The sequence below is a fragment of the Portibacter marinus genome, from assembly GCF_021533195.1.
Classification (GTDB): domain Bacteria; phylum Bacteroidota; class Bacteroidia; order Chitinophagales; family Saprospiraceae; genus Portibacter; species Portibacter marinus.
On the sequence record NZ_JAJNKB010000010.1, the window covers coordinates 62,322 to 75,721 of the forward strand.

Consider the following 13,400-nt stretch of genomic DNA (forward strand, 5'->3'; position numbering starts at 1 on the left):
TTTTATATAAAACTATGGAAGAACATAAAAAAGGAAAAGATGACGAGATTTCGATCAAAGAAATCATTGTTAAAATCAAAGAGTACTTCTGGGAAATCGTTAGAAAATGGTGGCTAATTTTGATGAGTTCGATTTTGTTTGCAATTGCACTTGGATGGAAGGCCAAGAGAGTTCCTGAAACTTATCCTGCCTACCTTTCTTTTATGATCAATTCAGAAAATCCAAACTCTCTTAGTTCTGTTTCCGGGCTCCTGGGAACATTTGGTCTGGGAGGTGCAAGTACAAGTGAATACAACCTTGACAAAATGATCCAACTATTGAAATCAAGGAAGATAAGTGAAGAAGTCTTTTTTAGCCGCATTGAAGTAAACAACCATCAGGATTATATAGCAAATCACCTGATCAATCATCTCGATACTATTGACAGGTGGGAGGCTAAAAAAAGCATGTTTAAATTTGGACCTTATGAGGATCCTATCGCAGATTTTCGATTTGAGAGTGATTCTATTCCCGCCTTCGCTTATTTAGAAAACAAAGCACTTAAACGACTTTTCACGAAAGTGATTGGAAGTGGTGATGTTCCTGGATTATTATCTGGAAGTTATGATGAAATAACCAACATATTGTATCTAAGTTTTACCTCTCAAGATGAACAGCTTTCAATTAAAGTTGTCAAAGAGTATTATGAAAATCTAGCTGAATTTTATACTTTTCAATCAGTTTCCAAACAATTACATACCTACAAATTAATTAAGCAAAAGAGTGATTCGTTAGCTACACTATTAGCAACCAAAGAATATCAATATGCTGATGCAATACAATCTAATCAAAGAGTATTTGCAGAAACAGATCGTCTCAATGAAGCAAGATTGCGAAGAGAAGTGGAGAAACTCAATGTGATGTATCTAGAAGCTACGAAAAATTTAGAAGTGGCTGATTTTTCTCTTAAAAACAAAACCCCATTTATACAAACTATAGATTTACCAATTAGCCCGATCGACTCAGAATATGAATCATTTCCATGGGCAGTCATTAGAGGACTTATTTTAGGTGGATTTATAGGTATTCTGTTTGTATCCCTGAGGAAATTATACATGGATATCATGAATTATTCATAATTTTCTATACATTTGTATCGTTATTGAGTAATATTTTTACTCGTTTTCTATGATAGAAACACTCATATCATCAAAAACCCGAATTAAACTGCTGCTCAAATTCTTTTTGAACAGCAACACGAAAGCCTATCTGCGTGGCTTATCTAACGAATTTGGGGAGTCTTCAAACGCGATCAGGGTAGAACTTAACAGGCTGGAAGATGCCGGCATGTTGAAATCGACATCAGTAGGGAACAAGAAGTTCTTTTCTGCCAACACTTCACATCCATTATTTGGAGAGGTACATAACATTCTGATGAAATATGTTGGATTTGATCAAATCATAGAAAGGGTGGTCAGTCGATTAGGAGAAGTGGATCAGGTCTATGTTACAGGAGATTTGTCCAGAGGAATGAATAGTGAAATTATAGACCTTTTATTTATTGGCAATATCGACAAAAACTATCTCATAGAATTAATAGAAAAAGCGGAAGAATTTATCTCCAAGAAAATTCGCTACATCACCTACTCCCGTGAGGAAGCCGATAAAATAGACTGGGAAAAATTTAAGCCAAAACCATTGTTGCTTTGGGCAATAGAGTCATGAGTAGTGGATTAACAACATATCAACAAAAGGAAAATCGGCTCGATGAAAAGGAGTACCGTTGGTTTGTGATCTATACCAAGTATAAGACGGAAAAATACGTGGTCGATAAGCTAAAAAGAAAAGGCATCAATGCCTATTTGCCTTTACTTAGGTATACGAAAAAATGGACCAGGAAAATCAAGCACTATGAGGTTCCATTGATCAATTGTTATGTTTTTGTCCATATTACCAAACAGGAATATGTCCAGGTTTTAGAAACTGAATATGTATCTGGATTTTTGAAAAATCGGGGCAACCTGAATGAAGTAAGAGAGGAGGAAATCGAGATGATGAGAAAAATAGTGGGCGAAAAGAACGATGTTATAGGAGAAGCAATTACATTCGAGCCCGGAAAACCTGTGGAGATTATATCCGGAAATTTAACCGGATTGAAAGGTAAGTTGCTAGAAAAACAGGGTAAAAAAGAATTTTTAGTTGAGTTGGATAGTGTGGGATGGCAATTTAGAATGGTTATTGAAGAAGGAAGTTTGAGAACACTCGGAATGAAAGAAAGTCATTTTACTTAATATGACAATGTAGTTTACTGAAGTTTAGAAGGAGGTTTGTGTCCTTCATTTTACTTGTTGGCGGAGTGTAGAAAGATAAAATAATGATTTTTTAGGAGAGAGTTGTTGCGACTTATCAAAGGCGAAGCCGTGCCGATTTACGATTTGCGATTTGCGATTTGCGATTTGCGATTTGCGATTTGCGATTTGCGATTTGCGATTTGCGGAAAATAGCATTTGAATAAAGAGCAATTAAAAAAACGATTTTTCAATTGGGTTATCAGTTTTAGATGTCCTGAAACAAGTACCTTTTAATGAAGAATCTAAAGTTTTCAAGAATCAACTTATACGATCTAGCACATCTTCTGCTGTCAATTATCGCTCTGCTTATCGTGCAAAATCTACAAAAGATATGATCAACAAGCTTAAAATTGTTGAGGAGGAACTGGATGAGTCGTTATTTTGGTTAGAATTGATCCATAACAGGTTTCCAGATATAGAAACTAAGAAAGAGTCTATCGAAAACAATGTACTTCTTTCAATAATTGTGAAGTCTATCAAAACATTGAAATCCAAATTACCCGTAAATCTAAAATCGTAATTCTCAAAATTCATAAAGCACCAAAAAACATGAAGAATTACCTATTTAACACATTCACTTTTTAACTTTTTTAACCCCTGTTTTAAAAAATGAAAAACCGAAAATATGACATCTCAAATAATGCAAACTTTCAACTTTAAACTCTAAACAACAATGAAAATTTCTGTCATCGGCACAGGTTATGTAGGGCTCGTTTCAGGAACTTGCTTTGCAGATACCGGGAATGAAGTAGTGTGTGTAGACATCGATGAAAACAAAGTAAATCGAATGAGAAATGGTGAAGTCCCTATTTTCGAACCGGGACTAGAACTCTTATTCGAGAGAAATACCAAACAAGGTAGACTTAGTTTCACGACATCACTTGAAGAAGGCATCAAAGATGCTGAAGTGATTTTCCTAGCTTTGCCTACGCCTCCTGGAGAAGATGGTAGCGCAGACCTAAAATACATTTTGGGGGTGGCAGAAGACCTCAGTAAAATCATAACTGATTACAAAGTTATCGTTGATAAAAGTACCGTTCCTGTTGGTACTGCCGAAAAAGTTCATGCTGCATTGGCTAGCAATCTGGATGAATCTCTTTTTGACGTGGTTTCGAATCCGGAATTTCTTAGAGAAGGTGTTGCAGTCGATGATTTTCTTAAACCTGACAGAGTAGTGATAGGAACATCTTCGGAAAGGGCGAAAAAAGTCATGGACAGGCTATATGCCCCTTTTTTGAGAACCGGAAACCCCATATATTTTATGGATGAACGGTCGGCAGAAATGACCAAGTATGCTGCAAATAGCTATCTGGCTACCAGAATTAGCTTTATGAATGAAATTGCCAATCTATGTGAGGAGGTTGGCGCAGATGTAAATGCTGTGAGAAGAGGAATGGGCAGTGACACTAGAATAGGAAAGCGCTTTTTATTTCCTGGTGTGGGATTTGGTGGATCGTGTTTTCCCAAGGATGTCCTGGCATTAAGTAAGACAGCCAAAGATCATGATTATGAGTTTAAAATTCTGAATTCCGTTTTAGATGTCAATGCTGTTCAACGTGAGCGAATCGCAGACAAAATCATTAACCATTTTGAATCACTTGAAGGAAAGACCATTGGCATTTGGGGATTGGCATTTAAACCTAATACGGATGATATCAGAGAAGCTCCTGCGCTTTACACAATTGACAAATTATTAGCAAAAAGAGCTAAAATCAAGGCTTTTGATCCAGAGGCTATGGATAACATTCGTGAAATCTACGGAGATAAATTGGAGCTCGTCAACGACCAATATGAAGCCATAATAGATGCAGATGCATTGGCCATTATGACAGAATGGAGTGTATTCAGAACTCCAAGCTTCAAGACGATGAAAAAAGTAATGAAAAGACCTATTATTTTTGATGGTAGAAACCTCTATGATTTAGATGCGATGAATGAAGAAGGATTTCATTATGAAAGTATCGGTCGAGCCAAAATAACCTCATGAATAAGAAACATGAATACGTAGAAGAATCACATCTACGAAGTATTGTCAAAGGAATAACATGGAGGATCATCGCATCCACCACCATTCTTCTCATCACTTATTTCACTACGGGAGAAATGGATACCGCTGTTAAAGTAGCTAGTATAGAGTTTTTTATCAAATTGCTTCTATACTATCTCCATGAAAGAGCGTGGCTAATGTTGCCAAGAGGAACATTGAGAAGATGGATTGGTGTAAAGAAGAAAAAATCTGAGCAAACATGAAACTTTTGAGCTTCGTTCCAATAAAAACTAGACGGTTATGAACATTGAAATGGTCGACTTGAAAGGTCAATATCTTAAAATTAAATCGGAAATCGACCAGGCAGTGCTCGATGTCATCAATTCCACCAGATTTATTAAAGGTCCTGTGGTCAACAGATTTGAGAAAAACCTGGCAGAATATCTCCATTGTAAACATGTGATAGGCTGCGCCAATGGCACAGATGCCTTACAAGTAGCCATGATGGCACTGGAACTACAACCTGGTGATGAAGTGATTGTTCCGGCTTTCACTTATGTAGCAACAGCAGAGGTAATAGCACTTCTCGGACTCAAGCCCGTCATGGTAGATGTCAATTTGGACGATTTCAATATCAAAGTGGATGAACTGGAACAATACATCACCGAAAAAACAAAGGCTATAGTTCCAGTGCACCTATTCGGGCAAAATGCAGATATGGACGCTATTATGGCTATTGCCGGAAAACATGGTCTATTTGTAATTGAGGATGCTGCACAATCCATTGGATCAGAGTACAAAGGTAAAAAATCTGGAACCATAGGACACATTGGCTGTACCTCATTCTTTCCAAGCAAAAATCTGGGCTGTATGGGCGATGGTGGCGCCCTGTTTACCAACGATGACGAATTGGCACTAAAAATTAGAATGGTAGCCAACCATGGTCAATCCAAGCAGTATCACCACGCGCGAATTGGAGTAAACTCCCGCCTGGACGCCATTCAAGCAGCTATTTTAGATATTAAACTTAAGTATCTAGATGACTATGCTGCAGCCAGGCGTGATGCAGCAGACCTGTACGATCGTCTTCTGAAAAACATTGACATAACTACACCGTACAGAAATCCGGATAGCACTCATGTTTTTCATCAATATACATTAAAATCAGATCACAGAGATCAACTTAAAGAGCATTTGAAGGAAGCTGGAGTTCCACACAATGTCTATTACCCTATTCCGCTGTATAAACAAGAAGCCTTTAAAAATTGGAACGAAAATTTATACCTGGAAAATACAGAGAAGCTATGTGAATCGGTCATTTCACTACCCATGCATACTGAATTGACTCAAAGTCAGCAAGAGTATATAATAAATCAGCTTTTATCTTAACTTTGCCTCTCGCAAAAAATGCCACTAAGTCATTAATACTGAAATAAATAGAAATCTGAAAGAGGAATTAAAGGCCCTCAATCACGAAAAACTAATTAGTGATGGGGGAGATGAACGTATCGATTTACTCGAAAACGGTAAACACAAATACCATATAGCACCTTGTGATTATCAAGGTATGTTTAGCAGAGGGTCTTGTACTTGTTCGAATTTAAATCCACAATCCGGAGCACTCTTAGGACAGTTTTGTGATTATATCGAACAGGAAGATTATTCGACGATCCGGAAAACACAAAGCACTCGACTGAAAGAACTCTTAAATTTTAAAGGCCAGGATGCTTTTGATGTGGTTTTCGCTCCTTCAGGAAGTGATCTGGCTTATCTACCTTCTATTATTTCTGAGATTTTACAACCCGGTAAAGAGCAATTGGTTTTGTTGACTTGTCCAGAAGAATTAGGTTCAGGTTCACAAATGGCATTTTTAGGCAAATATTTTGGAGACAAGAACCAATTTGGAGAGCCCGTTGAGAAAGGAGAAGATATCAATCCTCATTACAACATCAGTTTGAGCCGATTCACAGCACGTACGAAGGAGGGACATATTATCGACCATGCATCAAACATAAAACAGGAAATCGATAAGCACCCGAAAATGGCTAAAATTGGTGCGCTGGTCATCGGTAGTAAATCCGGAATTGAGGACGATATTAGCCTGATCCCCAAGATCGATAATAATGTCATGTGGGTGGTAGATTTGTGCCAGTTCAGGAACTCCAAGAAATTGGTAAATGAACTTTTGGACATGAATTGCATGGTCATGATTACTGGGTCCAAATTTTATATGGCACCACCGTTTTGTGGAGTGATGTTGATTCCCAAAGCATATGCACGACTTGTTCAGCGATGTACCGTCGATCCCGAACTGGTGAAGGGCTTTGACAGGATATTCTCCTATTATGACTTTCCCGAAGCGTATGAAAATTTACGAAAATTTTTCCCTAAAAAAGAGAATCCCGGATTGACTTTAAGGTGGGAAATAGCGATCGACGAGATGGAGCGTTTTAATGCTATTCCAGTAGATGAGGTCAATAGCTTGCTTTATCGATGGAATGACATTGTCAATGAAGAAATAAAAGCAAGTAAGCATTTTGAGCTAATGCCCCATCAGGATCAGACCAATTCTACCATCATATCATTTAAAGTACGCCACCCTGACGGCGGGTATCTGGAATATGATGAACTCAGAAAGTTTTTCAAGTTTGTAGTGGAGCAGGATCATCACTGTTTTGATCGGTTCCATAAAGTGTTTTTTGGTCAGCCTGTCAGGTATGGTCACGGAGCCTTTATCAGACTAGCGCTGGGCAGTAACAATATCTTTAACTTACTGAAGAGGTCCAAAGACGAACGATTTAAAAATGACCGAATTTTAGTCGATTTATTAGATCGCAAGGTTATAGAATTTGTGAATCGTGGGCATTCTTAGATTAGATTGTGCAAAACTTTGCTAAAGGTTGATTTTGACGCACAAAGTGTGGAGCACTGATCAATGACAAATCCCATCTTATAGATTGTGGAAAGTAAAAGTACCATAAACACAAGTAATGAAGCACGATTACGAAGGTATTCTCCAAAGCAAATGAGCAGAATTACCTCTGATATTCTAGCGACACGACCTATAGAAAGATCACTTTACGTCTATTCCCGTGAGCTATTGAATGACCGTCTTAATCATTTGAAATCTGTTTTTCCAGCAGGTACAAATCATGCCGTAGCCATTAAGTCTAATTCACACCCTGAGGTACTGGCAGAAATTACACAGCAGGGTTGTGGTTTGGAGGCAGCGTCATATGAAGAAGTATTGCTTGCAGCTCAGGCCAACTGCCCTTTTGATAAGATTGTTTTTGATTCCCCGGTAAAAACTGTTCAGGAAATAGAATCCTGCGCCAAAAATTATCCGGGAATGACCATAAATGCCAATTGCTTTGAAGAGTTAAATCGACTTAAAGGTATGATGGAGGTCAACGTAGGTATCAGGATCAACCCTTTGGTCGACATTGAATCTCCTGGTATTTATAATGTAAGCCATACGGGTTCCAAATTTGGAATTCCCATTAGTCAGCGTTCGGAGATCGTGCAGTATGCTTTAAAGATGGATAACGTTAGTGGCTTGCATATTCATGCGGGATCTGAAATCGGCAGTAGGGTAAACCACATTAAAGCCATCAGCTCTGTCGTGCAAATAGCTGAAGAAATAGCGAGTAAGGGAAAAAAACTCGAATTCATAGATATTGGAGGAGGTATCTCGGCTTCATTGGAAGGTCTTGAATCGTTTTTTCAAGCACTGATAGCTCATAGTCCGGAGATTCTGAATTATCAGATCATTACTGAGTACGGTCGATTTGTTCAGACCCATTGTGCATTTGTAATTAGTAAGGTGGAATATTTACTTAGTCGGTCTGAAACAGATATTGCTTTGATTCACGTTGGAGCAGATTTATTTCCGCGCGAGATATACAGTTCCGCTCCGCCCCATCATGACTATTTAGTAATTAATCAGGAAGGTCAACTTAAGTTGGGAAATGAAAAGAAATACGATATAGGGGGACCATTGTGTTTTAGTGGGGATTTTCTAAAAAGGGGAATCGAACTTCCGGAAATAGATGCTGGAGATTTCATCATTATTACAGACGCCGGAGCGAATTCACTGAGCATGTGGAGCAGCCATTGTAGTCGCGAGGAGGTGGAAGTAAAGATTCTATGAGCAAATTGTATATCTTGACTGAGTCCTTCCCATATGGTAACGGTGAATCATTCTTGCAATCTGAACTTGAGATCATAGCTCCTTTTTTTGATCACATTATTTTATTACCTAAGAAAAAATACACCATAAGTAGAGAGATTCCAGTTAACTGTCAAATTGATGATAGATTAACATCCATAAACTTACGGTCACTAATAAAAGAGATGGTCATCAATTTTTTCTTTGTTAAGTACTTTAAAGACTTTTTCTTACAATATAAGAGTACAAGAGTTCGGCTGATTCGATCTCTCAGATATTTTTTCAAAATATGTTCTGAGGGCAAATCCATCTATAAAAAAATTAGAATTATAGATTCAACAGACAGTATCTTTTATAGTTATTGGTTAAAAAGCACAGCTTTTGCAGTTTCTCTATTGGATAAAAAGATAAGAAAAGTTAGTAGAGCACATGGATCAGATATTTACACTCTGAAATATATTCATCCGTTGCATCACTTTATTGGAAAGAAACTTATGATCTTTTCAGTTTCTAATGTTGGTAAAAAATATCTAGAAGAAACGTATCAAATACCACAACAGAGCGTAAAATTATCTCGACTTGGAACTACCAGGTTGTATCAACCTATATCTAATGATGTCTCTGGAAACCTAAAAAGACTGGTTTCTTGTTCTAACTGCATACCTTTAAAACAATTAGATAAGATCTTGATGGCTGTTACAGAGCTAGCTATGAAGAATCCAAAATTAAACTTTGAATACATTCATTTTGGAAGTGGTCCCTTACTGGAAGATCTGATTGAAAAAACTTACCAATTACAGTTAAGTAATCTAAATGTGCACTATAGAGGGTTTCAAGCAAACGATCTTATTCAAAAATTTTATAGCGAAAACTACGTTAACGCTTTCATTAACTTCAGTACAAGTGAAGGTGTACCGGTTTCAATCATGGAAGCAATCTCCTATGGAATTCCAATTGTTGCATCAGATGTTGGCGGTAATACGGAAATAGTAAATGAAGTTACTGGACATTTTTTAAGCCATTCTGCAAGCATATATGAATTAGCTGATATTTTAGATAAAGTAGTGGTTGCCAATAGTCATATTTATCAGAGAGCATTAATCATCGATTATTGGTCAGAAAACTACAATGCTCTGGTTAATTATACTGATTTTGCCAATAGACTAATACACCTGAATGACTAAAACGGTCTATTATGTAACCATTAGAGACCTTTCGAAAGATAGATCACTTGGAGTTATTAAGAAGATAAAGGGGCAATTGAAAGCTTTTAAAGATTTGGGTGTTGATGCTCATCTCATTTCATTGTATGACGAAGAAGTTCAGATAGATGGCAAAACAATAGGCTTTACAAAGCATTTAAGGAACAGGTTGGTCAAGCAATTCAAATCAAGTAGGTTTTTTAAAATTACTCGTAATAATGTGGCATGGCAATCGGACTCAATCCTTTATCTCAGGTTTTTGAAAGTGAATTATTCAGTAATTAGATTCTTGAGGTATTTAAAAAGAAAAAAATTCACTGTCGTTGTAGAATATCCCTCATATCCATATTCCGTAGAAGACAAAGGGTTAAAAGCTAAATATTATTCCTTACTCGATCGCATTTTAAAGAAAACTTTCAATAAACATGTTGATTTAACGGTAAACTTCAATAACTTGAAGATCATAGAAAATAAGCCCTCAATACCTATCTCTAACGGAATACAGGTTAAACCCTTACCAAATTTATCTAACTGGGGCATTAAAAATCAAGAAATTCATCTAATAGGGGTTGCTAATATTTCATTTTGGCATGGTTACGACCGAATAATCAAAGGTTTGGCTGAATATTACAAAAGTGATCATAATTCAAAGGTTTTTTTTCATGTTGTAGGAGATTCTTCAGAGAAGAAAAACCTTGAGAAATTGGTAATAAAACTGAAACTTGAAGACCATGTTATTTTCCATGGGTTCCAATCCGGAACTTCTTTGTCAAGGTTAATAACTCAATCTAATATTGGTGTTGGATCTCTTGGGTTGCATAGACTCAAATTGGATAGCACAAGTACATTAAAATCTAAAGAATACACCTTAAATGGTCTACCTATACTGGTGGATCCTAAGGACCCAGACTTCAAAAATGTTGATTTTGCTTATTTAATAAGTTATGATGAATCTATCATCGATATAAATGATGTTGTAAGGTTTTACAAAAAGCTTATTTCGAAAAATGAAAACAATCAATATATTCAGGATTTTGCTGTTAAGAATTTTAGTTGGACGGCAAAAATGCAAGAGGTACTTAAGTTTGCATCCTAAATGTTAAATTTTGACTACAAATCATTTAGTCCTTTCAAGAAAAATTTCTTGATTATGTCTTCAGGGGCTTTTGCAAATTTTCTTATTGTCTTCATTCTTACTCCTGTACTAACTAGGATATTTTCGGAAGAACAATTCGGCGTATACTATCAGTATTTTTCGCTTGCTACAATTATTTCAACAATTATATTAGGAACATACCCGGTGGCATTGGTCATCCCTAAATTGGAACGAGAGTTTCTTAAACTTCTTAAGTTAGTAATCGCACTTTCAATTATAGGTACATTAACACTTCAAATTGTTATTCTGATCGCTGGAGATAAATTTATGGCAGCTACTAATACTGAAAATATAGGTGAGCTTATTCATCTTTTGCCATTTTCTATGTTTCTCATTTGTATTTCACAGATTTGTAACTACTCTAATATTAGAGAAGCTTTGTTTAAAAAGAATTCGTCTTCTATGGTGGTGTGGAGTGGTAGCGAAAAGGGATCTGCTTTATTGCTATCACAAATATTAACTCCAAGTGCTATTGGTCTTGTTCTCGCAAATGTAGTCGGTAATATTGCGAGGATTTTTACATTACTATCATTTTCGCTCGTAAAAAAAATGAGAAACGTGTTTTCCATTTCTAATTTCGAGGTTTTTCAAAAAGCACGGGAATTTATTAAATATCCAACTAGAGTACTGCCATCCACACTGATTAGTACGTTTACCTCGGACCTTCCCTTATATTTATTAGTAGGTAAGTTTGGCATAGCTGCAGTTGGATTTTTTGGAATGGCCAGAAATCTCTTGAATATTTCTTATAACCTGATAGGCCAAGCACTTGCTCCTGTATATTTTAAGGAAGCGGCATCACTTTATGTGAATGACAAAGCCCGACTTAAAGAATTGACAAAGAGTATATTTTTTAAATTGTTAGTTATTTCATGTCTAGGTTTTGGATTAATCTTTGGATTTGGTGACATTATTTTTAAAATTTTTTTAGGCGATGAATGGCTAACTGCAGGTAAAGTTGCCGCAATCATCAGTGTATTTTACGTTTTCAAAATCATAAGCAGTCCTTTTTCGAATTTATTCAATGTAGCACACAAAGAGGACCAACTACTTATATTACAGATTGTTATTGCTATTTGTAGAATCCTTGGAATTTACATAGGTATATCCACTAGTCACTTGCTTCTTGCAATAGCTATTTATTCCTTCTCTAGTGTCATTGGATACGCCTTTTTTCTCAATTCCACATTTGCACTTTTGGATATCAATGCTATACCACTATTTATAAAATCAATATTGATAATGGCCTTTATTTTTGGATGCTTTTACCTACTGAGGTTATTGATATCCAATTGGTTTTCATACTTTCAATATGACCTGCTTACAATATGAAAGGACAAGAAAAAGAAAAAGCTATTGATGAGCAATTTTATTTCAGTGATGGCTACTTCAATCGTTCCCAAATTGATTCCTTGACGACACAACTCATATTAGTGCATGAGAAAAAACCCTCCAGAATATTGGAGATCGGTCCTGGTAATGGATTTGTTTCAGATTTTCTGAAAAAAGGTGGCTTTGAGGTTGTTACATTTGATATAAATGAAAAGCTAAACCCAACAGTTGTAGGCGATTTAACAAAATTAAATCAATATTTTACTAAAAATCAATTTGATTTAATTTTATGTGCAGAAGTACTAGAACATTTACCATTTGATGAGTTTGAAGGCATAATTAAACAAATTTCTCAAATTTCTCAAAAGTGGGTAATCTTGACATTGCCAAACCGACATAAAAATATTCTTGATCTCAGTTTATCATTTAGAATACGAAACCAGCGCACAAAAAATCTTAATTTCCAACTAAGGTCACCCTCAAGAGGAGTGAAATGGGAAGGTCATTTTTGGGAGATTAATTACAGCAAAGCAACTACTATCAAAGAAATTGAAAGAATTATTTCTAAATACCTTTATATAGATAAATCGTATCTCGAACCTAGAAATCGTTACCATCATTTTTTTGAATTACGTACAAAAGAAAATGAGCAATAAGATACAAGTTCATCCTAGTTCATATATTGATGAAAACTGTTCTATCGGAGCAGGAACTAAAATTTGGCATTTTTCACACATTATGTCAGAAGCAGTAATTGGGGAGGATTGTAATATTGGACAGAATGTTGTCGTATCTCCTAAGGTAGTATTGGGCAAAAATGTTAAGGTTCAAAACAATGTTTCCATATATACAGGGGTCATATGTGAGGATAACGTTTTTCTTGGTCCGTCCTGCGTTTTTACCAATGTAACCAATCCCAGAAGTGCCGTGAATAGGCGAGGGCAATACGAAAAAACAAAAGTCGGAAAAGGTGCAAGTATCGGAGCAAATGCAACCATCGTCTGTGGAAATGACATTGGCCGATATGCATTTATAGGGGCAGGCGCAGTAGTAACCAAGGAAATTCCTGATTATGCGCTTGTGGTAGGTAACCCGGCAAAGCAAATAGGTTGGATGAGTGAATATGGCCATCGTTTACACTTCGATGAAAATAATCAGGCCATTTGCCCTGAAAGCGAAGAAGTCTATTTATTGATAGATGGGAAAGTAAGCAAACAAAGTTAAA

14 protein-coding genes are annotated in these 13,400 nt (G+C 36.3%); all 14 read left to right on the top strand.

Features of this window, described 5'->3' with window-relative positions:
• Window positions 1-14: 14 nt before the first annotated feature.
• The 14 genes from L2567_RS18180 to L2567_RS18245 all read left to right on the top strand — a co-directional run bounded on the left by L2567_RS18180 (window position 15) and on the right by L2567_RS18245 (window position 13,399).
• Window positions 15-1,118 carry a GumC domain-containing protein gene (locus L2567_RS18180; RefSeq protein ID WP_235299253.1) on the top strand — a complete coding sequence of 368 codons (1,104 nt, stop codon included), beginning with the start codon at window positions 15-17 and terminating at the stop codon, window positions 1,116-1,118.
• Window positions 1,119-1,224: 106 nt separating this feature from the next.
• On the top strand, window positions 1,225-1,704 hold the full coding sequence (locus L2567_RS18185; protein WP_235299254.1) for a helix-turn-helix domain-containing protein: 480 nt from the start codon (window positions 1,225-1,227) through the stop codon (window positions 1,702-1,704).
• Window positions 1,686-2,270, top strand: a complete 585-nt coding sequence (locus tag L2567_RS18190) for a UpxY family transcription antiterminator (protein ID WP_235299256.1) — start codon at window positions 1,686-1,688, stop codon at window positions 2,268-2,270. Before L2567_RS18185 ends, L2567_RS18190 begins: the two co-directional genes overlap by 19 nt.
• Before the next feature lie 274 nt (window positions 2,271-2,544).
• Complete coding sequence (locus L2567_RS18195; protein WP_235299360.1) at window positions 2,545-2,850, top strand: four helix bundle protein; 306 nt, start codon at window positions 2,545-2,547, stop codon at window positions 2,848-2,850.
• Window positions 2,851-3,003: 153 nt separating this feature from the next.
• Window positions 3,004-4,317 (top strand): UDP-glucose dehydrogenase family protein, encoded by a 1,314-nt coding sequence (locus tag L2567_RS18200; protein WP_235299257.1) that lies wholly within the window; start codon window positions 3,004-3,006, stop codon window positions 4,315-4,317.
• Window positions 4,314-4,580: a DUF2061 domain-containing protein gene (locus L2567_RS18205; protein WP_235299259.1), complete on the top strand. Its 267-nt coding sequence runs from the start codon at window positions 4,314-4,316 to the stop codon at window positions 4,578-4,580. Before L2567_RS18200 ends, L2567_RS18205 begins: the two co-directional genes overlap by 4 nt.
• Before the next feature lie 37 nt (window positions 4,581-4,617).
• Window positions 4,618-5,706, top strand: coding sequence for a DegT/DnrJ/EryC1/StrS family aminotransferase (locus tag L2567_RS18210; RefSeq protein ID WP_235299260.1), 1,089 nt, complete (start codon window positions 4,618-4,620; stop codon window positions 5,704-5,706).
• Between the two features lie 178 nt (window positions 5,707-5,884).
• A complete protein-coding gene (locus L2567_RS18215; protein ID WP_235299261.1) occupies window positions 5,885-7,189 on the top strand; it encodes a hypothetical protein in 1,305 nt (434 codons plus the stop codon).
• Window positions 7,190-7,342: 153 nt separating this feature from the next.
• Window positions 7,343-8,467 carry a type III PLP-dependent enzyme domain-containing protein gene (locus L2567_RS18220; protein WP_235299263.1) on the top strand — a complete coding sequence of 375 codons (1,125 nt, stop codon included), beginning with the start codon at window positions 7,343-7,345 and terminating at the stop codon, window positions 8,465-8,467.
• Between the two features lie 14 nt (window positions 8,468-8,481).
• Complete coding sequence (locus tag L2567_RS18225; RefSeq protein WP_235299264.1) at window positions 8,482-9,669, top strand: glycosyltransferase; 1,188 nt, start codon at window positions 8,482-8,484, stop codon at window positions 9,667-9,669.
• Window positions 9,670-9,745: 76 nt separating this feature from the next.
• Window positions 9,746-10,783 carry a glycosyltransferase gene (locus tag L2567_RS18230; RefSeq protein WP_235299265.1) on the top strand — a complete coding sequence of 346 codons (1,038 nt, stop codon included), beginning with the start codon at window positions 9,746-9,748 and terminating at the stop codon, window positions 10,781-10,783.
• Window positions 10,784-12,175, top strand: a complete 1,392-nt coding sequence (locus L2567_RS18235; protein WP_235299266.1) for a lipopolysaccharide biosynthesis protein — start codon at window positions 10,784-10,786, stop codon at window positions 12,173-12,175.
• Window positions 12,172-12,831, top strand: a complete 660-nt coding sequence (locus tag L2567_RS18240) for a class I SAM-dependent methyltransferase (protein ID WP_235299267.1) — start codon at window positions 12,172-12,174, stop codon at window positions 12,829-12,831. Before L2567_RS18235 ends, L2567_RS18240 begins: the two co-directional genes overlap by 4 nt.
• Entirely contained in the window at window positions 12,821-13,399 is a 579-nt protein-coding gene (locus L2567_RS18245) for an acyltransferase (protein WP_235299268.1), read from the top strand. Before L2567_RS18240 ends, L2567_RS18245 begins: the two co-directional genes overlap by 11 nt.
• Window position 13,400: the final 1 nt, after the last annotated feature.